The organism is Microbacterium sp. NPDC056052 (genome assembly GCF_042266785.1).
Lineage (GTDB): Bacteria > Actinomycetota > Actinomycetes > Actinomycetales > Microbacteriaceae > Microbacterium.
The window spans coordinates 128,417-149,287 of sequence record NZ_JBHJWV010000001.1 but is presented as its reverse complement, the minus strand read 5'-3'; the positions used below and the strand labels follow the sequence as shown (position 1 = coordinate 149,287).

20 protein-coding genes and 2 tRNA genes are annotated in these 20,871 nt (G+C 69.6%); 4 read left to right on the top strand and 18 right to left on the bottom strand.

Features of this window, described 5'->3' with window-relative positions; translation table 11 throughout:
- Positions 1–37 precede the first annotated feature (37 nt).
- Positions 38–111: transfer RNA gene (locus ACFC1J_RS00745), tRNA-Pro, on the bottom strand.
- Positions 112–244: 133 nt separating this feature from the next.
- Here ACFC1J_RS00745 and ACFC1J_RS00740 point away from each other — a divergent pair.
- Positions 245–318 (top strand) — tRNA-Gly (locus ACFC1J_RS00740).
- 133 nt (positions 319–451) lie between these two features.
- Positions 452–1,648, top strand: a complete 1,197-nt coding sequence (locus tag ACFC1J_RS00735) for a hypothetical protein (protein WP_375901602.1) — start codon at positions 452–454, stop codon at positions 1,646–1,648.
- 106 nt (positions 1,649–1,754) lie between these two features.
- On the opposite strand, the gene ACFC1J_RS00730 is transcribed toward ACFC1J_RS00735, so the two are convergent.
- The 11 genes from ACFC1J_RS00730 to ACFC1J_RS00680 all read right to left on the bottom strand — a co-directional run bounded on the left by ACFC1J_RS00730 (position 1,755) and on the right by ACFC1J_RS00680 (position 13,857).
- Complete coding sequence (locus tag ACFC1J_RS00730) at positions 1,755–2,111, bottom strand: RNA polymerase-binding protein RbpA (protein WP_292715667.1); 357 nt, start codon at positions 2,109–2,111, stop codon at positions 1,755–1,757.
- A complete protein-coding gene (secG, locus tag ACFC1J_RS00725) occupies positions 2,111–2,359 on the bottom strand; it encodes a preprotein translocase subunit SecG (protein ID WP_251441808.1) in 249 nt (82 codons plus the stop codon). The genes ACFC1J_RS00730 and secG overlap by 1 nt, the downstream gene beginning before the upstream one ends.
- Positions 2,360–2,458: 99 nt before the next feature.
- Positions 2,459–3,250 (bottom strand): triose-phosphate isomerase, encoded by a 792-nt coding sequence (gene tpiA / locus ACFC1J_RS00720; protein ID WP_375901600.1) that lies wholly within the window; start codon positions 3,248–3,250, stop codon positions 2,459–2,461.
- The gene (locus tag ACFC1J_RS00715; protein ID WP_375901598.1) at positions 3,241–4,467 is read right to left on the bottom strand and encodes a phosphoglycerate kinase; all 1,227 of its coding nucleotides are present in this window, start codon (positions 4,465–4,467) and stop codon (positions 3,241–3,243) included. Before ACFC1J_RS00715 ends, tpiA begins: the two co-directional genes overlap by 10 nt.
- 10 nt (positions 4,468–4,477) lie before the next feature.
- Positions 4,478–5,488 (bottom strand): type I glyceraldehyde-3-phosphate dehydrogenase, encoded by a 1,011-nt coding sequence (gene gap / locus ACFC1J_RS00710; protein WP_045272523.1) that lies wholly within the window; start codon positions 5,486–5,488, stop codon positions 4,478–4,480.
- A gap of 100 nt (positions 5,489–5,588) precedes the next feature.
- A complete protein-coding gene (locus ACFC1J_RS00705; RefSeq protein ID WP_375901596.1) occupies positions 5,589–6,215 on the bottom strand; it encodes a superoxide dismutase in 627 nt (208 codons plus the stop codon).
- 198 nt (positions 6,216–6,413) lie between these two features.
- A complete protein-coding gene (whiA, locus tag ACFC1J_RS00700; RefSeq protein ID WP_375901595.1) occupies positions 6,414–7,391 on the bottom strand; it encodes a DNA-binding protein WhiA in 978 nt (325 codons plus the stop codon).
- 86 nt (positions 7,392–7,477) lie between these two features.
- Entirely contained in the window at positions 7,478–8,347 is an 870-nt protein-coding gene (gene rapZ / locus ACFC1J_RS00695; RefSeq protein ID WP_292715649.1) for an RNase adapter RapZ, read from the bottom strand.
- Between the two features lie 27 nt (positions 8,348–8,374).
- The gene (uvrC, locus tag ACFC1J_RS00690) at positions 8,375–10,384 is read right to left on the bottom strand and encodes an excinuclease ABC subunit UvrC (RefSeq protein WP_375901593.1); all 2,010 of its coding nucleotides are present in this window, start codon (positions 10,382–10,384) and stop codon (positions 8,375–8,377) included.
- Positions 10,384–13,302, bottom strand: a complete 2,919-nt coding sequence (gene uvrA, locus ACFC1J_RS00685; protein WP_375901592.1) for an excinuclease ABC subunit UvrA — start codon at positions 13,300–13,302, stop codon at positions 10,384–10,386. The genes uvrC and uvrA overlap by 1 nt, the downstream gene beginning before the upstream one ends.
- Positions 13,303–13,413: 111 nt before the next feature.
- Positions 13,414–13,857: a MarR family winged helix-turn-helix transcriptional regulator gene (locus ACFC1J_RS00680; RefSeq protein ID WP_375901590.1), complete on the bottom strand. Its 444-nt coding sequence runs from the start codon at positions 13,855–13,857 to the stop codon at positions 13,414–13,416.
- A gap of 45 nt (positions 13,858–13,902) precedes the next feature.
- Here ACFC1J_RS00680 and ACFC1J_RS00675 point away from each other — a divergent pair, with 45 nt between their 5' ends.
- Positions 13,903–14,148 carry a hypothetical protein gene (locus ACFC1J_RS00675; protein ID WP_045272513.1) on the top strand — a complete coding sequence of 82 codons (246 nt, stop codon included), beginning with the start codon at positions 13,903–13,905 and terminating at the stop codon, positions 14,146–14,148.
- A gap of 66 nt (positions 14,149–14,214) precedes the next feature.
- Here the strand turns inward: ACFC1J_RS00675 and ACFC1J_RS00670 are convergent, their stop codons facing one another.
- The 3 genes from ACFC1J_RS00670 to ACFC1J_RS00660 all read right to left on the bottom strand — a co-directional run bounded on the left by ACFC1J_RS00670 (position 14,215) and on the right by ACFC1J_RS00660 (position 17,277).
- Positions 14,215–14,547 (bottom strand): TfoX/Sxy family protein, encoded by a 333-nt coding sequence (locus ACFC1J_RS00670; RefSeq protein WP_375901588.1) that lies wholly within the window; start codon positions 14,545–14,547, stop codon positions 14,215–14,217.
- Positions 14,548–14,584: 37 nt separating this feature from the next.
- Positions 14,585–16,654, bottom strand: coding sequence for an excinuclease ABC subunit UvrB (gene uvrB, locus ACFC1J_RS00665; protein ID WP_375901586.1), 2,070 nt, complete (start codon positions 16,652–16,654; stop codon positions 14,585–14,587).
- A gap of 62 nt (positions 16,655–16,716) precedes the next feature.
- On the bottom strand, positions 16,717–17,277 hold the full coding sequence (locus ACFC1J_RS00660; protein WP_375901585.1) for a hypothetical protein: 561 nt from the start codon (positions 17,275–17,277) through the stop codon (positions 16,717–16,719).
- A 306-nt stretch (positions 17,278–17,583) separates the two neighbouring features.
- Here ACFC1J_RS00660 and ACFC1J_RS00655 point away from each other — a divergent pair, with 306 nt between their 5' ends.
- Complete coding sequence (locus ACFC1J_RS00655; RefSeq protein WP_375901583.1) at positions 17,584–18,183, top strand: DUF4126 domain-containing protein; 600 nt, start codon at positions 17,584–17,586, stop codon at positions 18,181–18,183.
- Between the two features lie 2 nt (positions 18,184–18,185).
- Here ACFC1J_RS00655 and ACFC1J_RS00650 read toward each other — a convergent pair whose 3' ends face one another.
- The 3 genes from ACFC1J_RS00650 to ACFC1J_RS00640 all read right to left on the bottom strand — a co-directional run bounded on the left by ACFC1J_RS00650 (position 18,186) and on the right by ACFC1J_RS00640 (position 20,855).
- The gene (locus ACFC1J_RS00650) at positions 18,186–18,971 is read right to left on the bottom strand and encodes a GNAT family N-acetyltransferase (RefSeq protein ID WP_375901581.1); all 786 of its coding nucleotides are present in this window, start codon (positions 18,969–18,971) and stop codon (positions 18,186–18,188) included.
- Positions 18,968–19,576 (bottom strand): dephospho-CoA kinase, encoded by a 609-nt coding sequence (coaE, locus tag ACFC1J_RS00645; protein WP_375901580.1) that lies wholly within the window; start codon positions 19,574–19,576, stop codon positions 18,968–18,970. The genes ACFC1J_RS00650 and coaE overlap by 4 nt, the downstream gene beginning before the upstream one ends.
- A 67-nt stretch (positions 19,577–19,643) precedes the next feature.
- Complete coding sequence (locus ACFC1J_RS00640; protein WP_375901578.1) at positions 19,644–20,855, bottom strand: MFS transporter; 1,212 nt, start codon at positions 20,853–20,855, stop codon at positions 19,644–19,646.
- Positions 20,856–20,871 lie beyond the last annotated feature (16 nt).

The following is a 20,871-nucleotide window of genomic DNA, read 5'->3' as shown; positions in this document are numbered from 1 at the left end:
ACGCGAGCGATCCGTCGGATCGTTCTCGTCACTGCTGTCGGGGCGACAGGATTTGAACCTGCGACCTCCCGCTCCCAAAGCGGGCGCTCTACCAAGCTGAGCTACGCCCCGGGTAGGAACCCGCGCGCGCGGGAACGGCCTTCACGAGTCTAACGGAACAGAGCACCCTCGCCAGTCAGGTATGCTCGTGGAAGTCCCGCGGTGTTCCATCGTGGTCCGGCACCCTCGCTCAGCGGCGGGTCCCGGGGCTGTAGCTTAATGGTAAAGCCTCTGTCTTCCAAACAGATGACGCGAGTTCGATTCTCGTCAGCCCCTCCACGTTTCTCCCCGCCCCGCAGTCCGCATGGCGCAGGTCGCTCCCCCGACCGGATCCGCGTGAGAGCATGTCCGGTGGCGGGCCCGGGTCCGCCCGAAGTCAGCCCTGGCCTCTGGCCCCAGCGACAGGACCTCGATGGAAGAGCCGCATGCGACGACGCCCGATGCCGAGACCGCCTCGGTGCCGGCACCGTCCTCCGCAACATCCCGTCCTCGGCGACGCACCCTCGCCTGGCTGCTCCCGACGGCGATCGCCGTCCTCGTGCTGGGAGCGCTCACCGGGTTGGAGCTCACCGCCTGGAAGAGCTTCGACGATGCCGGCACGACTCTGAGCCGCACGCTCGACGATCAGGACGACGCCGCGCGCCAGGTGGAGGCGGCCATCACGGGCGCACGCAGCGTAGGCGACGCGACGACCGCGGTCCTCGCTGTGTCGGACGGCGGCCTCCTCGCCGCCGCGGACCGCACCGTGCTCGCGACCGCCGGGGAACAGAATGCGAAGCAGATCGACACCGCGACGACGCTGATCCCGGGCGAGCGGCCGCGCGTCGGGGCCCGCAGATTCTGGTTCTGGGACGTGAACGCCGACACCGCACGGCTGGAGGATCTCGCCGCGGGTGCGCGCGCCCGCACCAAGAGCCTCACGGCGATCGAAGGCCCGCTGCGCACCGCCACCGACGCCTTGCGCACCACGGCGTCGACCGCGCTTTCCGCCGCCGCCGACCGCGCCACCGGAACGGAGGCCGCGAACGTGCCGGCGGACAACGACGCCGTACTCGAGGTCCGCGCCGCCGCTGCCGAGGTCACGCAGCGTGCGTCGCCGTTCCAGCCCCGGGTGTCCGCCGACTACGGCGCCCTCGCTCAGGCCGTGCAGAGGCTGCAGGACTCTCACGCGGCGACCCTCGCCGCCGAATCCGGTCCGCTCGCACCGTCCCGCCTCGACCTCGAAGCCTTCGCGCGCTCCCTGGCGCCCGGGATCCTGATGGACTTCGAATGGGCAGATCTGATCAACGGCATGGGCGAGTCGAACGGCTACCTGTCGGGCGAGACCTCGTGGTGGTACGACCGCGGCGGCCACGCCACGATCCGGCTGTCGAACTCGATCGCGCAGGAGTGGCCGGACGATTCCGCGCGTGCGATCGTCGCGCACGAGGTCGGCCACGCGATCACCATCCGCTGCCGGACGATGTACGACACGTCGAACGATCAGACCGCGGAGGCCTGGGCGACGGCGTGGGCGATCAGCATGGGCTTCACCGACGAGGCGAACGGAACCTCCGCCTACGGCGCTCCCCCTGACACTCTCGTGCAGACCGCCGCGGGCTGCCGCTGAGCCGACGGCCCGCGCCGACCGCTCCTGCATCGTTCATCACGACCCCGGATACGACGAGAGCCCCCGCCGAAGCGGGGGCTCTCGTCGTCGGTCGTGGCGGGAGGCGTCAGGCCTGGCCGCGACGCTCGCGCAGCTGTGCGAGGGCGTCGCCGAGCAGCTGCTCGGCCTCCTCGTCGGTGCGGCGCTCCTTCACGTACGCGAGGTGAGTCTTGTAGGGCTCCGCCTTCGCGATCTCCGGCGGGTTCTCCTTGTCGCGCCCGGCCGGCAGGCCGGAGTGCGGGTGGTCGATGATGTCCGGGATCTCCTCCTCAGGAAGGCCCGCCGCGAAGTACCGCACGGTCTCGTTGCCGAGTCCGTCCCAGTACGAGATCGCGATGCGGTCGGCGTGGTAGCCGTGGTCCTGCTCGCCCATCGGGCCGGATCCGACCCTCGTTCCTCGGATCGCGTTGCCGCCGGTCGCCATCAGATCGCCTCGAACTTCGTGATCAGGCCGAGGCCCACGACCGCGACGAACCAGACCAGCGCGAGCACGACCGTGAACCGGTTGAGGTTCCGCTCGGCGAGACCGCTGGACCCGACGGCGGAGGACATGCCACCGCCGAACATGTCGGAGAGGCCTCCGCCGCGCCCCTTGTGGAGCAGGATCAGAAGGGTCAGCAGGACGCTGGTGATGCCCAGCAGCACCTGCAGGATGAACTGGAGAATATCCACGGATCGGCCTTTCGCTCGGGCCCGCACGGGCGTGCGGGATCCCGGGTAACGGTCAATTATACGTCGAGACGTCCCCGCCCCTTCGGGCGGGGACGCGTGTCACACTCCGACGTGCTTCTGATAGCGCACGATCGCGGCGAACTCGTCGACGACCAGGCTCGCCCCGCCGACCAGCGCGCCGTCCACGTCGGGCTCGCGCATGAAGCCGGCGATGTTCGCCGACTTCACCGATCCGCCGTAGAGGATCCGGGTGCGCGCCGCCGCCTCGTCGCCGAGGACCTTGGCGATCACGCCGCGCAGGACCGCACAGACGTCCTGCGCCTGCTGCGGGGTCGCAGCCTGGCCCGAGCCGATGGCCCAGACCGGCTCGTACGCGACGACGATGTCCGCCTTCGCGTCGAGACCCTGCAGTGCCGTCTCGAGCTGACCGGCGGGAACGGCGCTCGCGCCGAACTTCTCCAGGTCCTCCGCCGTCTCGCCGACGCAGATGACCGGCACCAGGCCGTGCGTGAGGGCAGCCTTGGTCTTGGCTGCCACGATCTCGTCGCTCTCGGCGTGGTACTCGCGCCGCTCCGAGTGGCCGATGATGACGTAGCTCGCGTCGAGCTTGGCCAGGAACGCGCCGGAGATCTCGCCGGTGTACGCGCCCGAGTCATGCTGCGACAGGTCCTGCGCGCCGAAGGCGAACGGGATCTTGTCCGCGTCGATCAGCGTCTGCACGCTGCGCAGATCGGTGAACGGCGGGAACACCGCCACCTCGACCGTTCCGTCCTCGTGCTTCGCGTCCTTGAGCGTCCAGTGCAGCTTCTGCACGAACGCGACCGCCTGCAAGTGGTCGAGGTTCATCTTCCAGTTGCCCGCGATCAGCGGGATACGGGTGTTCACTGCCATCCGAGGACCTCCAGTCCGGGAAGTTTCTTGCCTTCGAGGAACTCGAGGCTCGCGCCCCCGCCTGTCGAGATGTGACCGAACTGGTCGTCCGCGAAACCGAGCTGGCGCACGGCTGCGGCGGAGTCGCCGCCACCCACGACGCTGAGGCCGTCGGTCTCGGTCAGCGCCTGCGCGACGGCCTTGGTGCCCGCGGCGAACGCGGGGAACTCGAACACGCCCATGGGCCCGTTCCAGAACACGGTCTTGGATCCGCGGATCGCCTCCGCGAAGCGTGCGGCACTGTCGGGCCCGATGTCGAGCCCGATGCCCGAGGCCCCGAAGGACGTCGCCTCGATCGCGTCGGCCGCGGCGACCTCGTGCGCCGCATCGGCGGAGAACGATGCCGCGACGACCACATCGGTGGGGAGCACGAGCTCCACGCCGCGCTCGGCCGCCTCTGCGATGTAACCCCGCACGGTGTCGAGCTGATCCTTCTCCAGCAGGCTGGCGGCGACCGCGTGGCCCTGGGCTGCGAGGAACGTGAACAGCATGCCGCCGCCGACGAGCAGACGATCGACCCGCGGCAGCAGGTGCGAGATCACGCCGAGCTTGTCGGAGACCTTGGATCCACCGAGCACGACCGTGTAGGGCCGCTCGGGGTTCTCGGTGAGGCGGTCGAGCACGGTCAGCTCGGCCTCGATGAGCAGGCCGGCCGCGGACGGCAGGATCTGCGCGAGGTCGTAGACGCTGGCCTGCTTGCGGTGCACGACGCCGAAGCCGTCCGAGACGAGCGCGTCGCCGAGGGCAGCGAGCTGCTCCGCGAAGGCGCGGCGCTCTGCGTCGTCCTTCGAGGTCTCCCCCGGGTTGAAGCGGAGGTTCTCCAGCACCACCACACCACCCGGCTGCAAGGCCGCGACGGCGTCCTGCGCCGAGGCGCCAACGGTGTCGGCCGCGAACGCGACCGCCTGGCCGAGCAGCTCGCCCAGGCGCTCCGCGACGGGCGCCAGGCTGTACCGCGGGTCGGGGGCGCCGTCAGGACGACCGAGGTGGGAGCACACGATCACGCGGGCCCCCTGGTCGATGAGGGCTTTGAGGGTCGGCACCGACGCCCGAACACGGCCATCGTCCGTGATGACCGCGTCCCGCAGGGGGACATTGAGGTCACAACGGACGATGACGCGTGTTCCGTCGAGCGAACCGACCGATTCCTTCAGGGATTCGAGGGTGCGCAGAGTCATGGATATGAGCTTAGAGCCGCTCGGCCACGTACTCGGTGAGGTCGACCAGACGGTTCGAGTAGCCCCACTCGTTGTCGTACCAGCTGGAGACCTTCACCAGGTTGCCGGAGACGTTGGTGAGGGTCGAGTCGAAGATCGACGAGAAGGGGTTGCCCTGGATGTCGCTCGAGACGATCTGGTCCTCGTTGTACTGCAGGTAGCCGTTGAGGCGACCCTCGGCGGCGGCCTTCGCGTACGCCGCGTTGACCTCGTCGGCCGTCAGGTCCTCGCGGTCCGTGATGAGCGTCAGGTCGACGATCGAGCCGGTGGGGACGGGCACGCGGTAGGAGGATCCGCTGAGCTTGCCGTTGAGCTCCGGCAGCACGAGGCCGATGGCCTTGGCGGCACCGGTCGAGGCCGGGACGATGTTGATCGCGGCGGCGCGGGCGCGGCGCAGGTCGCCGTGCGGGCCGTCCTGCAGGTTCTGGTCGGCCGTGTACGCGTGCGCGGTCATCATGAAGCCGCGGACGATGCCGAACTCGTCGTTGAACACCTTGGCCAGCGGTGCGAGGCAGTTCGTCGTGCAGGAGGCGTTGGAGATGATGTGGTCCGTCTCCGGGTTGTAGGTCTCCTCGTTGACGCCCATGACGATCGTCGCGTCGTCGCCGGTCGCGGGAGCGGAGATCAGCACCTTCTTGGCGCCGGCCTCGATGTGCTTCTTCGCGAGCTCGGCCTTGGTGAAGAACCCGGTCGACTCGATGACGATGTCCACGCCCAGCTCGCCCCACGGCAGGTTCGCGGGGTCGCGCTCGGCGAACGCCTTGATGTGGTGGCCGTCGACGGTGATGCTCTCGTCGTCGTAGCTCACGTCCGCCTTGAGCACGCCGCCGACGGAGTCGTACTTCAGCAGGTGCGCGAGGGTCTTGTTGTCGGTGAGGTCGTTGACCGCGACGATCTCGAGGTCGGCACCCTGCTCGAGGGCTGCGCGGAAGTAGTTGCGTCCGATTCGGCCGAAGCCGTTGATACCGATCTTGACAGACACGAAAGTCTCCTGGTTCTTACTCAAGGAAGGGCGTGATTCTTGCGGATTACACGGACAACGGCGTCCTGATGGGATTTTCGCCCATCAGGACGCCCATCTTTTACGACAGTACCAGCAGTCCGTTGGTCTTCTCACGCGCGGCGGCGAAGCGCTGGGCGACGTTCTCCCAGTTCGCGATGTTCCACGCCGCCTTGACGTAATCCGCCTTGACGTTGAGGTAGTCCAGGTAGAAGGCGTGCTCCCACATGTCCAGCTGGAACAGCGGCACCGTGCCCTGCGCGGTGTTGCCCTGCTGGTCGAACAGCTGCTGGATGATCAGGCGGGCCCCGATCGGGTCCCAGCTCAGCACCGCCCACCCGGAGCCCTGGATGCCCATGGCCGCGGCGGTGAAGTGCGCCTGGAACTTCTCGAACGAGCCGAAGAACTCCTCGATGGCCGCCTTCAGCTCGCCCTCGGGCTGACCGCCGCCGTTCGGCGACAGGTTGGTCCAGAAGATCGAGTGGTTGACGTGGCCGCCGAGGTGGAAAGCGAGGTCCTTCTCGAGCCGGTTCACGTTGGCGAAGCTGCCGCTCTCACGGGCCTCCGCCAGCTGCTCCAGCGCCGCGTTCGCTCCGGCGACGTAGGCAGCGTGGTGCTTGTCATGGTGCAGCTCCATGATCTTGCCGCTGATGTGCGGCTCGAGGGCCGCGAAATCGTACGGAAGGTCGGGCAGCGTGTAGATCGCCATGTCGATTTCATCCAATCCGCGCCGCGCTCGCGGCGCTTGCCGGTCCCCCGGAACGCGGTGGTGCGCACGGGGCGGACGTCTTTCATCCTAATGACGGCAACGCGCGGATTGTCCGGAACCTTCCGGATGTGACGGCATCGAGGGCCTGCGTCCGGGCGTGTTTCCACAGACCGGAACGCAGGCCCTCGATACGGCGTCTCAGACGTCGAGACCGGCGGGCACTGCGGCCTCGGTGCCGGGGATCCCCTCGGTCTGCGCGCGCTTGTCGGCCATCGCGAGAAGGCGGCGGATGCGGCCCGCGACGGCGTCCTTCGTGAGGGGCGGGTCGGCGTGGTGGCCGAGTTCGTCGAGGCTCGCGTCACGGTGCGCGAGGCGCAGGGCACCCGCCGTGCGCAGGTGCTCCGGCACGTCCTCGCCGAGGATCTCCAGCGCGCGCTCGACGCGCGCGCAGGCGGCGACCGCGGCCTGCGCGGAGCGGCGCAGGTTGGCGTCGTCGAAGTTCACGAGACGGTTGACGCCCGCGCGCACCTCGCGACGCTGGCGCATCTCCTCCCACGCGGCGGCGGTCTTGGACGCGCCCATCAGGGCGAGCACGGCACGGATGCCTTCGGGCTCGCGGACCACGACGCGCGGCATGCCGCGGACCTCGCGCGCCTTCGCGGCGATGCCGATCCGGTGCGCGGCCCCGACGAGGGCCATGGCGGCCTCGGACGACGGGCAGGCCACCTCGAGCACGGCGGAGCGGCCGGGTTCGCTGAGCGAACCGGCGGCGAGGAAGGCGCCACGCCACAGGCCGGCGAGCTCTTCCCTGGATCCGGTCGTGAGACGGTTCGGCAGGCCGCGCACGGGGCGGCGGCGCTGGTCGAGCAGACCGGTCTGGCGGGCGAGGGTCTCACCGGCCGCGATCACGCGCACCGCGAACTTGGCGCCGTCGTGGCTGGACGCACCCTGGATGGGGGCGATCTCGGGACGGACCCCGAACAGCTCGGCGAGGTCCCGCGCGACGCGACGCGCCAGCAGCTCCGCATCCACCTCGGCCTCGACCGCGATGCGGTTGGCGATCTGGTGCAGCCCCCCGGCGAACCTCAGCACCGCCGTCACCTCCGCGACGCGCACCGAGGGAGGTGCGTTCCGGATGCTGACGAGCTCGGCCTTGACGTCGGTGGTGAGTGCCACGGGTCTCCTTCTCACGGGCGGCGCCGGATCTCGGCACAAGGGATCAGCTTACCCGGCCGAGGCGCTCACCACCGGCCCGGCCCGCCTCACTCTCGCCCGAGATCGCGGTGTCGTACGGTCACTGCGATGCCCGGGATCTGTCCCAGACGCGCCGCGAGCTCTTCGACCATCGCGACCGAGCGATGCTTTCCGCCCGTGCAGCCGATGGCGACCATCGAGTGGCTCTTGTTCTCGCGCTGGTAGCCCTCCAGCACCGGGCGCAGTGCGGCCGTGTAGGCGTCCAGGAACTCCTGCGCGCCGTCTCGGGTGAGGACGTAGTCGCGGACCTCGGAGTCGAGCCCCGTGGAGCCGCGCAGCTCGTCGATCCAGAACGGGTTGGGCAGGAAGCGCATATCGGCCACGAGGTCCGCATCCGAGGGCAGACCGTACTTGAAGCCGAAGCTCATGACCGTGAGCTTGTGGCGCGCGGCGCCCTCCTCCGCGAAGACCTCGTTGACCTTGGTGGCCAGCTGGTGCACGTTCAGGTTCGACGTGTCGATGATGATGTCGGCGGCCTCGCGCAGAGGCGCGACCCTGGTCCGCTCGGTGCGGATGCCGTCGAGCAGGGTGCCGTCGCCCTGCAGCGGGTGCGGGCGCCGGACGGACTCGAAGCGCCGCACGAGCACGTCGTCGACGGCGTCGAGGAACACCACCTGCACGGATCCGTGCTCGCGGAGCGCACGCGCCACGCCGGGGAAGCCGTCGAAGAGATCGCGCCCGCGCACGTCCACCACGGCGGCCACCTTGGGCAGGGCCGCGCCGCCGAGGTTGGCGAGATCGAGCAGCGGGCGGAGCATCTGCGGCGGCAGGTTGTCCACCACGTACCAGCCCAGGTCCTCGAGAGCGTTCGCGACGGTCGAGCGCCCCGCGCCCGACATCCCGGTGACGATCAGGAACTCACCCTGGTCGGCGCTCATCTGCTCTCCTCCTCGCTCGCGTCCAGCCTAGCCAGTAGGCGGGGTCTCCGAGGCATCGGAATCGGATCCGGCGCCGACGAGCACGGATTCGACGTCGTCCCTGGTCTCGGGCGCCGGCGAGGATCCCGCAAGGTGGGCGCGGATCGCCTCTGCGAGGGCCGGTCCGATCCCCTGCACCTCCTGGATCTCCGTGGAGCCCGCACGTCGCAGGGCGGCGACGGATCCGAAGTGCCGCAGCAGCGCCTTGATCCGTGCCGCGCCGAGGCCGGGCACCTCACCGAGGATCGAGGCGATGTCGCGTTTGCGGCGCTTGCGCTGATGGGTGATCGCGAAGCGATGCGCCTCGTCGCGCAGGCGCTGGACGAGGTAGAGCGCCTCACTCGTGCGCGGCAGGATGACGGGGTACTCCTCCCCCGGCAGCCACAGCTCCTCCAGCCGCTTGGCGATGCCGCACAGGCCGATCTCGGTGCGGCCGGCATCGCGCAGTGCGCGTGCCGCCGCCTCGACCTGCGGCTTGCCTCCGTCGACGATGAGCAGCTGCGGCGGGTACGCGAAGCGCGGCTTGCGGCGCTCGGTGACGACCAGCTCCTCCGCGTCTCCGAGAGCGTCGCCGGCATCGGCGATCACCGCCGTCGCCTCGACCTCCTCCGGCGCGTCGATGTGGGCGAGGCGGCGACGCAGCACCTGGTACATGGAGTCGGTGTCGTCGGTGGTCTCGGCGATGTTGAACGACCGGTACTGGTCCTTGCGCGGCAGGCCGTCCTCGAACACGACCATCGAGGCCACCACGTTCGTACCCCCGAGATGCGAGATGTCGAAGCACTCGATCCGCAGCGGCGCGTCGTCGAGGCCGAGCGCGTCCTGAAGATCGGTGAGCGCCTGCGTGCGCGTCGAGTAGTCGCTGGAGCGGCGGGTCTTGTGGCGGATCAGCGCCTGCTGCGCATTCAGCGTGGCGTTGCGCATGAGCTCTGCGCGCTGACCGCGCTGGGCGACCGCGATCTCGACCCTCTTGCCGCGTCGTGCGCGCAGCCACTCCTCGAGCTCCGCGGCGTCGTCCGGCAGCGCCGGCACCAGCACCCGCCGGGGCACCTGCTCCCCGCTCGCCTCGCCGTACGTGCGCTGCAGGATCTGGTCCACGAGCTCGGCGCCCGAGATGTCGATCTCCTTGTCGAGCGTTGACGCCCTCACGCCGCGCACGCGTCCTCCGCGGATCACGAAATGCTGGATCGCTGCGGACAGCTCGTCCTCCGCGATGCCGAACAGATCCGCGTCCTCGTCCTGCGGGAGCACCAGGGCGCTTCGGCCGAGCACCGCGTCGATCGACGCAAGCTGGTCGCGGTACTTCGCCGCGCTCTCGTAGTCCATCGCCGCCGACGCCTCGTGCATGCGCCGGGTCAGATCGCGGGTGAACCGCTCGTCCCCGCCCTCCATGAACGCGATGAAGTCGTCGACCATGGCGCGGTGCTCGGCGATCGACACGGTCATGGAGCACGGTCCGCCGCACTTCCCGATCTGGCCGGGGAAGCACGGACGCCCGGTCTGCATCGCCTTGCGGTAGCTGGCGTCGCTGCAGGTGCGGATCGGGAACACCTTGATCATCAGGTCGATGGTGTCGTGCACCGCCCACACCTTGGGATACGGCCCGAAGTACTTGGCCCCGGGGATCCGCCGGTTGCGGGTGACGATCACCCGCGGCGCCTCATCGGCGAGCGTGATCGCCATGAACGGGTAGGACTTGTCATCCTTGTAGCGCACGTTGAACGGCGGATCGAACTCCTTGATCCACATGTACTCGAGCTGCAGCGAATCGACGTCCGTGGGCACGACGGTCCACTCCACGGACGCAGCCGTCGTGACCATCCGCCGGGTGCGCTCGTGCAGCGTGCGCAGCGGGGCGAAGTAGTTCGACAGCCGCTGCCGGAGGTTCTTCGCCTTGCCGACGTAGAGCACCCGCCCCTGTGCGTCGCGGAACCGGTACACGCCGGGGTCGGTCGGGATCTCGCCCGGTCTCGGCTTGTACGGGAGCTGTTCTGCCATCAACCCGCCTTGCGCTCGAGCACCCGCCGCGCTCCGGGGCGGCCCGCGGCGATGGCGCCGTCGAGGACCTCCGCGAGGAACGCGCCCGTGTGGCTGTCGGCGTTGCGCGCGACCTGTTCCGGCGTGCCGGTGGCGATGATCTGCCCGCCGCCGGATCCGCCTTCGGGGCCGAGGTCGATGACCCAGTCGGCCGACTTGATGACGTCGAGGTTGTGCTCGATCACGATCACCGTGTTGCCCTTGTCCACGAGCCCGTTCAGCACCTCGAGGAGCTTGCGCACGTCTTCGAAGTGCAGACCCGTCGTCGGCTCGTCGAGCACGTAGATCGAGCGGCCGTTGCTGCGGCGCTGGAGCTCGGTGGCGAGCTTGACGCGCTGCGCCTCGCCGCCGGAGAGCGTCGTCGCCGACTGGCCCAGCCGCACATACCCGAGGCCCACGTCGACGAGCGTCTTCATGTAGCGGTGGATCGCCTGGATCGGCTCGAAGAACTCCGCGGCCTCCTCGATGGGCATCTCGAGCACCTCGGCGATGTTCTTGCCCTTGTAGTGCACGGCCAGGGTGTCGCGGTTGTACCGCTTGCCGTGGCAGACCTCGCAGTCGACGTAGACGTCGGGCAGGAAGTTCATCTCGATCTTGATCGTGCCGTCGCCGGAGCACGCCTCGCAGCGCCCGCCCTTGACGTTGAAGCTGAACCGGCCCGGCTGGTAGCCGCGCACCTTCGCCTCGGGCGTCTCGCTGAAGAGCGTGCGGATACGGTCGAACACGCCCGTGTAGGTCGCCGGGTTCGACCGCGGGGTGCGACCGATCGGCGCCTGGTCGACGTGCACCACCTTGTCCAGGTTGTCGAGTCCGGTGACTCTGACGTGCTTGCCGGGAACCGTGCGCGCCCCGTTCAGCCGCGATGCGAGCACGCGGTAGAGGATGTCGTTCACGAGGGACGACTTCCCCGATCCGCTGACGCCGGTGACCGCGGTGAGCACCCCGAGCGGGAAGTCCGCCGTGACGTTGCGGAGGTTGTTCTCCTTCGCCCCGACCACGCTGAGCATGCGCTTGCGGTCGATCCGGCGGCGCTTCTTCGGCGTGACGATCTCTCGGCGACCCGCGAGATAGTCGCTGGTCATCGAGCCCTTCTCGCGCAGCAGCGCCTCGTAGGGACCGGAGTGCACCACCAGGCCGCCGTTCACGCCGGCGCCGGGGCCGATGTCGACCACCCAGTCCGCCGCTTCGATCGTCTCCTCATCGTGCTCGACCACGATGAGCGTGTTGCCGAGGTCGCGGAGCGTCAGCAGCGTCTCGATGAGCCGCCGGTTGTCGCGCTGGTGCAGGCCGATCGACGGCTCGTCGAGCACGTAGAGCACGCCGGTGAGTCCGGATCCGATCTGCGTCGCGAGACGGATGCGCTGCGCCTCCCCGCCGGAGAGGGATCCGGCGGAGCGACTCAGGTTCAGGTAGGACAGGCCGACCTGCAGCAGGAAGTCGAGCCTGAGGCGGATCTCACGCAGCACCTGCGCCGCGATCTTCGCCTCGCGCGGGGTCAGCTCGAGGCGCTGCATGAACTCCTGCGCCTCGGCGAGGCTCTTGTGCGAGACCTCGGCGATCGAGTGTCCGTGCACCTGCACGGCGAGCACCTCGGGCTTGAGCCGGTCGCCGTCGCAGACCGGGCAGGGAACTTCGCGCAGGTATTCGCCCCAGCGGCTGCGCTGGGTGTCGCTCTCCGCCTGCTGGTACTGGCGCTCGATGTACGGCACCACGCCTTCGAAACCCGACGAGTACCGCATCTCGCGGCCGTACCGGTTCTTCCACTTCACCGTGACCTTGTAGTTCTCGCCGTGCAGCACCGCCTCCTTCACATCGGAGTGCAGATCCTGCCAAGGGGTGTCGAGTGAGAAGTCGAGGTCGACGGCGAGCCCCTCGAGCAGGCGCTCGTAGTACTGGAACAGGCCCTTGCCCTGGGTCGTCCAGGGGATGATCGCACCCTCGCGGATCGACAGCGACTCGTCGCCGAGCATGAGGTCGGAGTCGACCGACATCCGGGTGCCGAGTCCCGAGCAGGCGGGGCACGCGCCGAACGGCGCGTTGAAGGAGAACGTGCGAGGCTCGATCTCGGTGAGCGTGATCGCGTGCCCGTTGGGGCAGGCCAGCTTCTCGGAGAACGACTGCCAGGCGTCGTCCCCCTCCCCGTCCACGAAGTTCACCTGGATGACGCCGCCGGCAAGGCCCAGCGCCGTCTCCACGGAGTCGGTGACCCGGCCCAGGATGTCCGGGGCGGCGACGAGGCGGTCCACGACCACGCCGATGTCGTGCTTGTAACTCTTCTTCAGCACGGGAGGCTCGGCGAGCTGCACGAGCTCGCCGTCCACGATCGCTCGCGCATAGCCCTTGGCCCCGAGCTCGCGGAACAGGTCGACGAACTCGCCCTTCTTCTGGCTCACGACCGGTGCGACGATCTGGTACCGGGTGCGTTCTGGCAGCTCCATGAGCTGATCGGCGATCTGCTGCACGGTCTGACGCTGGATCCGCTCACCGCACTGCGGGCAGTGCGGAATCCCGATGCGCGCCCAGAGCAGGCGCATGTAGTCGTAGATCTCGGTGATCGTGCCGACCGTCGACCGCGGGTTGCGGTTGGTCGACTTCTGATCGATCGACACAGCGGGGCTCAGCCCCTCGATGAAGTCGACGTCGGGACGGTCGACCTGACCGAGGAACTGCCGGGCGTACGCGCTGAGCGATTCGACGTAGCGGCGCTGCCCCTCGGCGAAGATCGTGTCGAAGGCGAGGCTCGACTTCCCGGACCCGGAGAGGCCGGTGAACACGACCAGGGAGTCGCGCGGGATCTCGAGGTCGACGTTGCGGAGATTGTGGACACGAGCGCCTCGGACGCTGAGTCTTCCGGGGCTGGTTACGGGTACGATCGGCACCCGACAAGTCTAGGAGCGGCCACCGACATTGGATCCGGGAGCGTCCTCAGGGACCTCGTACCGCGCTCGACGGCGGCGTCGTCCGGTGGAGGAGCACCCTCGCCGACGTCCTCAGAGCTCGACGGCGCCGGCGAATCGGGTCAGCCCATCGCGCACCGACTCGACCTCGGGCACCGTCATCCCGAGCCTCGCCATCACCTGCCGCGGCACGTCCAGCGCCCGGGCTCGCAGCGCCGCTCCCTTCACGGTGAGGGCGATGTCGAGCCTTCGTTCGTCGGCGGCGCTGCGGTGCCGCTCGATCAGCCCGTCGGACTCGAGCCGCTTCACGAGCGGCGAGGCCGTCGCCGGATCCATCGCCAAGGCGGTCGCGAGGTCGCCGAGCGACCGCGGCGACCGCTCCCACAGCGCCAGCATCGCCAGGTACTGGGGATGCGTGAGACCGAGCGGTTCGAGGATCGGGCGGTAGACGCCGACCACGTTGCGCGCGGCCGTCACGAGCGCGAAGCACAGCTGGTTCTCCAGGCGGAGCAGGTCGTCGGGGGTGGAGTCGGTCACCTCGCGATGTTATCAACTGCCCTAATCATTAGTACACTAAGCATCATGACGAACACTCCCGCGGAGCGCCCGCCGCTCCGGCAGCGCATCCGTGAGGCGGGCGGACTGTACGCATGGATCAACACGAACCTGATCCGTTTCGCCGGCCCTGCCTCCGTCGGCCCCTACGAGGCGACGCCGCCCCCGTCCGCGGCGGAGAGGGCGCAGCGCGCGTGCCCGCTGTGCGGCGAACCGATGACGGCCCACGAGATCGATCGCAGCGGCCCGAAGCCGCTCATGCACTGCCCCTGACCGTCTCGCGCCCCACCCGGGCCGGAGTTCGCCCCGCGGTGCGCCCGCGATCGGCGCCGCCCGGCGTCAGGTCGCGGCGGCGTCCTCCCGCGCGACGTCGATCCACTGCATGAGCGCGGAATCGTCGACGATCGCATCGGGAGACACGTCGAGCCAGTTGTCGCTCATCGTGCGCGCCCCCATGACCGCACGGGACACCCCGCACTCGGTCAGCAGCGCCGCGGCGCGCTCCGCCTCGACGCGCACCAGCAGCACCCCGCCCTTGCGCGCGCCGACCAGGATCCGGCCGCGGCTGAGGAACGCGCGACTTCCGAACATCGCACGCTCCTCGATCTCGCCCGCGCCGCCCAGCAGGGCGCGGATCCGGTCGGCCAGCTCGACAACCGCCGCATCCACCATGTCGTCTCCTCCGCCCGTCGTTCCGCGCCGACACGCGTCAGGCGTGCCCGGCCCGCTCCATCGCGCGCAGCTCCTTCTTCAGGTCCTGCACTTCGTCGCGGAGGCGGGCGGCGAGCTCGAACTTGAGCTCCCCGGCCGCCGCGAGCATCTGTGCGGACAGATCGGCGATCGTGTCCTCGAGCTGTTCGGCGCCCTCCGCGGCGATGCCCTCGCGGCGCAGGTTAGGCGTGGGCGACTTGCCTCGCCCGGACCGGGTGCGCTTCGCGAGCATCTCGGCCGTGTCCGCACCCTCACGGGCGAGCACGTCGGTGATGTCGGCGATGCGCTTGCGGAGCGGCTGCGGATCGATGCCGTTGGCGGTGTTGTACGCGATCTGCTTCTCGCGCCGCCGCTCGGTCTCGTCGATCGCGTTGCGCATCGAGTCCGTCATGTTGTCGGCGTACATGTGCACCTCGCCCGAGACGTTGCGCGCCGCGCGACCGATGGTCTGGATGAGGGAGGTGCCGCTGCGGAGGAAACCCTCCTTGTCGGCATCGAGGATCGCGACGAGGGACACCTCGGGCAGGTCGAGTCCCTCACGGAGCAGGTTGATGCCGACGAGCACGTCGTAGACGCCGGCCCGCAGCTCGGTGAGGAGTTCGACGCGGCGCAGCGTGTCCACGTCCGAGTGCAGATAGCGCACCCGGACGCCGTGCTCGCCGAGGAAGTCCGTGAGCTCCTCCGCCATCTTCTTCGTGAGCGTGGTGACGAGCACGCGCTCGTCGCGCTCGACACGGAGACGGATCTCCTCGAGCAGATCGTCGATCTGCCCCTTGGAGGGCTTCACGACGATCTGCGGATCCAGGAGACCGGTGGGGCGGATGATCTGCTCGACGATGCCGTCCGCGATCCCCATCTCGTATTTGCCGGGCGTCGCGGAGAGGTAGACGGTCTGACCGATCCTGTTCTTGAACTCGTCCCAGCGCAGCGGGCGGTTGTCGAGAGCGCTCGGCAGCCGGAACCCGTGATCGACCAGCGTGCGCTTGCGCGACGCGTCTCCCTCGTACATCGCGCCGATCTGCGGCACCGTCACGTGCGACTCGTCGATCACGAGGAGGAAGTCGTCGGGGAAGAAGTCCAGCAGCGTGTGCGGCGGCTCGCCCGCCTCGCGCCCGTCCATGTGCCGCGAGTAGTTCTCGATACCGGAGCAGAAGCCGAGCTGCTGCAGCATCTCCAGGTCGAAGCTGGTGCGCATGCGCAGCCGCTGCGCCTCGAGCAGCTTGCCCTGCCGCTCGAGTTCGGCGAGGCGCTCGGTGAGCTCGTCCTCGATCTGCCCGATCGCCCTCTGCACGACATCGGTGCCCGCCACGTAGTGAGAAGCCGGGAAGATCGGCACGGAATCGAGCTTGGCGATCACCTCGCCCGTGAGCGGATGGAGCGAGTACAGCGCCTCGATCTCATCGCCGAACAGCTCGATGCGGATCGCGTGCTCCTCGTAGACCGGGATGATCTCGATCGTGTCGCCGCGCACGCGGAAGTTGCCGCGGGAGAAGTCCACGTCGTTGCGGTTGTACTGCATGGCGATGAACTGCCGGATCAGCGCGTCACGGTCGTAGCGCTCCCCCACCTGCAGGGCGACCATCGCACGCAGATATTCCTCGGGGGCGCCGAGGCCGTAGATGCAGGAGACCGTGGAGACGACCACCACGTCGCGACGGCTGAGCAGCGAGTTCGTCGTGGAGTGGCGCAGCCGCTCGACCTCGGCGTTGACCGAGGAATCCTTCTCGATGAAGGTGTCCGTCTGCGGGACGTAGGCCTCCGGCTGGTAGTAGTCGTAGTACGACACGAAGTACTCGACCGCGTTGTTCGGCATGAGATCGCGGAACTCGTTCGCGAGCTGCGCCGCGAGCGTCTTGTTGTGCGCAAGCACGAGAGTGGGGCGCTGCACCTGCTCGATGAGCCACGCCGTCGTCGCGGACTTGCCGGTTCCGGTCGCGCCGAGCAGCACCACGTCGGTCTCCCCCGCGTTGATGCGCGTCGCGAGCTCGGCGATGGCCTGCGGCTGATCACCGGCGGGGACGTACTCCGAGACGACTTCGAACGGCCGGACCGAACGTGTGGGTTGCATCCCTTAACACTACGAGGGGCCACCGACGTTGGCGTCGGAGGCCCCTCGGATGCGGCAGCGGATCAGGCGTCGTGCACCTTCGGTCCGACCACCCGGCCGCCATCGAGGGACGAGATGAGACCGTCGACCTTGCGGGTGCCGTCCGTGCTCACTCCCGAGATGTCCAGGGTCAGCGAGTTCAACGGGGGCACGGCAGAACCGGCGTTGTACGCCAGGTCGAAGCCGGTGATCCCGACGAAGCAGGTCACCGTCTGCGTCGCCGCCAGCGTGACCGACGTCGCGGTGCGGCCGGCAACGGTCCAGACGCTCCCCGCCGACGTGACGGTGGCCCCGGCGAGGGAGAACGCGGGGTCGCTGTTGTCGAAGGTGACCGTGGCGATCAGGTTGAAAGGCGTGGAGAACGTGTCGCTCGGGAAACAGGCCTCGACCCGCGACGAGGACGCCGACAGCACGCTGTCCTTCACGTTCGGCGAGGACTCGACGAGCGATCCGACGCTCTTCGGATCGGTTTTCGTGCTCGCTGCGGCCACCGGTGCGGCGACAGCGGCGGCGATGACGGGCACCGACCACGCTGCACCCTTGATCACGGTACGGCGCGACAGGCCGCTCTTGATGTCGGTCATGTTGTTGCACTCCAGATATCGGTTGAGCCCATGGCTCGGAAACCGAGATCGCGCACGTCTCAGGGTCGACGCGCACGACGGAGACGTCACGCGTCCAGCACCCAGAAGTTCCCCAGAGCTTTTCCCCGTGTCCCCACAGCGCTTCCCGGCGCTGCCCCACGAGTGAAGATATATCATTCTGATGAATATTGCAAACCGTACGAACAAACTGTCCGATCGGCCGGTCTCCCCCAGCGCCGACAGATGTTTCGCCCAGTTCAGAGGGCAATATGCGGCATATCGCCGAAGCTCCCCTACAGTGGTCCCGTGCTCGAATTCGTGATCGGCTCCAGCCTCGCCGCGGCGGCGGGCCTGAACGCGTGGATCCCGCTGTTCCTCCTCGGCCTGGCGTCGAAGCTCCTGCCCGCGGTCGTGCTCCCCTCGGGCTGGTCATGGCTCGGCAGTGACATCGCGCTCTGGATCATCGGCGCGCTGCTGGTGCTGGAGATCGTGGCGGACAAGATCCCCGCGCTGGACTCCCTGAACGACATCGTGCACAGCATCATCCGCCCGGCGGCGGGCGGAATCGCCTTCGGCGCCGGTGCGAGCGCGCAGACCGTCGCGGTCGACGACCCCGGCTCGTTCTTCTCCGAACACACCTGGATCCCTGTCGTCGCCGGGATCGTCATCGCGCTCGCCGTGCACGCGGCCAAGGCCACGGGGAGAGTCGCCGCCAACGCGGCCACCGCCGGCGTCGCCGCCCCGGTGCTCAGCACGGCGGAGGACATCGCCGCGTTCGTCCTGAGCGCGGCCGCGATCATCGTGCCTCTCGTCGCGGCGGTCCTGCTGATCGGCCTGCTCGTCACGATCGTGGTCGCGGTGCGGCGGCGCTCCCGGCGCCGCCGGGCGCGCCCGGTCGCCGAGTAGCCTCAGCCCCCGCGCGTCCAGACGTACGGGGTCGTGGTCGTGACCTTGCGCATTCCGGAGCGCTCCAGGATCGGACGGGAGAACTCCGTGGAATCGGAGTGCAGATACCGCAGCCCCCTGCCCAGCGCGGCCTGCGCCCGCTTCGCCGTCAGAGCACGGTACACGCCGCGTCCACGCCATTCCGGGACGGTCGCGCCGCCCCATACGCCCGCGAACTCGGTGCCGGCGACGGGCTCGAGGCGGCCCGCGCTGATCACGTGCCCCTCCGCCTCCGCGATCCACAGCACGACGTCGTCGCCGGCGGCGACGCGGGCGATCGTGCGCTGCGCTCTCGCGTCGCCGTCGCCGTGGCCGAACACGTCCGCCTGCATCCGCTCCATCGCCACGATGTCGACCTCGTCGCGGACCTCGCGCAGCGCCACTCCCTCCGGGATCGGCACATCGGCCGCGAGGGCCGCCGCCTCCCCGAGCATCACCGACTCCGCCTCCTCGGGGACGAACCCCGCGTCGCGCAGCGCGTCCTCGAGACCGGGGGCGACGTCGTGCCCGCGCGTCTTCCACTCCGCAGAGCCGACATCCGGCAGCGCCTCGAAGTGCGCGTGCACCTCTCGGACCAGCGACCGGATGCGCCGCTCCCCCAGCCCGGCGAGATCGACGTAGCTGGCGAAGCCGGTGCCGCCGGGGAACACCCCGACGAACGCAGGACCGATCCGGCGCACTCCCTCGGCGCCCGCCAGCTCCGCCGCTCCGCGCAGCTGCGCGTCGTATGCGGCCAGGAAGTCCGTCACGCCGTCACCCCTGCCCGCAGCCGCGCCCACAGCGCGTCGGTCTGGCGAAGGGTGTCGTCGAGCGACCCTGCGGTGTCGATGAGCACGTCTGCGATCTCCCGCCGCCGCTCGTCCGGCGCCTGCGAGGCGATCCGCTTCCGCGCCTCGGCGCGTTCGAGGCCCCTGTCGTGCACGAGCCGCTCCTCGCGCACCGCGGCGGGCGCATCGGCGACGACGGTCAGATCCCAGGGGTCGTCGACCCGCGCCTCGACCAGGAGCGGGACGTCGTAGACGACGACCGCGGACGGGTCCGCGGCCAGTGCCGCAGCGAACCTGCGCTGCGACTCCGCTTTGACCGCGGGGTGCACGATGGCGTTGAGCCGGCCGAGCGCCTCCGCGTCGCCGAAGACCCGCGCCCCGAGCCGAGCGCGATCGAGGGCGCCGTCGGGCTGGATCATCTCCGCGCCGAACTCGGTCGCGAGGCGCGCGAGCACGGGCGATCCCGGCGCCTGCACGTCACGGACGATCCGATCCGCATCGATGACGACGGCGCCGTGCTCGGCGAGCCGGGCCGCGATCGTGGACTTGCCCGACGCGATGCCGCCGGTGAGCGCGATGAGGGGCATGCTGCCAGTCTCGCACGGGACTCCCTCTTCGAGCCCCGAGGGGACCTCCGGACCGGATCCGCTTCGGTCAGGACCGCAGCGGATCCGGGGTGCGCAGCGCGACCGCCGCGGCGAGAGCCGCCAGCACGCACATGCCGATCACGATCCCCGCGAACCAGGCCCAGCCCCAGGCGCCGAAAGCGATGCCGAGCGCCCACCCGAACAGGCTCGAGCCCGCGTAATAGGCGAAGTAGTACAGCGAGGACGCCTGCGCGCGGCTCTCGGCGGGGGCGGCGACCGGTGTCCAGCCCGACGCGACGGCGTGCGCGCCGAAGAATCCCGCGGTGAAGAGCAGCAGGCCGACCAGCACGATGATCGTGAGCGGTGCGAGCATGAGCGCGGCGCCGCAGGCCATCACCGCGACCGACCCCAGCAGCACGGGATATCTTCCCGCCCGCGACGCGAGCACGCCCGCCCAGGGCGACGACGCCGTGCCCGCGAGATACGCGAGGAACAGCAGGGTCACGAGCCACGCGGGCAGCGCGAACGGCGGTGCGGCGAGATGGAAGCCGAGGTAGTTGTACACCGCCACGAAGGCACCCATCAGCAGGAAGGCCTGCGCGTACAGCGCGAGCTGGCGGGGCGAATGCAGCAGCCGCAGGAGTCGCGTCAGCACGCCGTCACCGCGTTCGGCGCGCAGCCGCAGCGGCACGAAGCCCTGCGATCTCGGCGCGAGCCAGAGGAAGAGCGCCGCCGCGACGGCGCAGAGTGCGGTCGCCGTCCATACGCCCGCCTGCCAGCCCGCGACCTCGGCGACGAGGCCGGAGACGATCCGGCCCGCCAGCCCTCCGACCGTGGTTCCCGCGATGTAGCTGCCGGCCGCGGCGGCCGCATGACGGGGCCCGATCTCCTCTGCCAGGTAGGCGAGTGCGACGGCGGGCACCGCGCCCAGCGCGATCCCCTCGGCGCACCGCAGTGCAAGAAGCATGCCGATGTCGCCGGCGAAAGGAGCGAGCAGGCCCAGCGCCGTGGCCGCGATCACCCCGACCGCCATCGCCGGCACGCGCCCGATCCGATCGGCGACGACGGACCAGCCGATCACCGATGCGGCGAGCCCCAGCGTGGCCGCGGAGACGCTCAGGGCGGCGGTCGCCGGGTCGACGGCGAGATCGCGCGCCAGCAGCGGCAGCACGGCCTGCGGGGCGTACAGCTGCGCGAACGTGGCGATTCCGGCGAAGAACAGCCCGAGGATGAGCCGCCGGTACGCACGCGAACCGGGAGTGTGACCGGGGAAGCTCACCGGAGACGGATCCGCC

Coding starts and splice junctions, on each gene's coding strand:
- ACFC1J_RS00735 (WP_375901602.1), top strand. CDS start 452: ATGGAAGAGCCGCATGCGACGACGCCCGATGCCGAGACCGCCTCGGTG.
- ACFC1J_RS00730 (WP_292715667.1), bottom strand. CDS start 2,111: ATGGCGACCGGCGGCAACGCGATCCGAGGAACGAGGGTCGGATCCGGC.
- tpiA (WP_375901600.1), bottom strand. CDS start 3,250: ATGGCAGTGAACACCCGTATCCCGCTGATCGCGGGCAACTGGAAGATG.
- ACFC1J_RS00715 (WP_375901598.1), bottom strand. CDS start 4,467: ATGACTCTGCGCACCCTCGAATCCCTGAAGGAATCGGTCGGTTCGCTC.
- ACFC1J_RS00705 (WP_375901596.1), bottom strand. CDS start 6,215: ATGGCGATCTACACGCTGCCCGACCTTCCGTACGATTTCGCGGCCCTC.
- rapZ (WP_292715649.1), bottom strand. CDS start 8,347: ATGAGCGCCGACCAGGGTGAGTTCCTGATCGTCACCGGGATGTCGGGC.
- uvrC (WP_375901593.1), bottom strand. CDS start 10,384: ATGGCAGAACAGCTCCCGTACAAGCCGAGACCGGGCGAGATCCCGACC.
- ACFC1J_RS00675 (WP_045272513.1), top strand. CDS start 13,903: ATGACGAACACTCCCGCGGAGCGCCCGCCGCTCCGGCAGCGCATCCGT.
- ACFC1J_RS00670 (WP_375901588.1), bottom strand. CDS start 14,547: ATGGTGGATGCGGCGGTTGTCGAGCTGGCCGACCGGATCCGCGCCCTG.
- uvrB (WP_375901586.1), bottom strand. CDS start 16,654: ATGCAACCCACACGTTCGGTCCGGCCGTTCGAAGTCGTCTCGGAGTAC.
- ACFC1J_RS00660 (WP_375901585.1), bottom strand. CDS start 17,277: ATGACCGACATCAAGAGCGGCCTGTCGCGCCGTACCGTGATCAAGGGT.
- coaE (WP_375901580.1), bottom strand. CDS start 19,576: ATGCCCCTCATCGCGCTCACCGGCGGCATCGCGTCGGGCAAGTCCACG.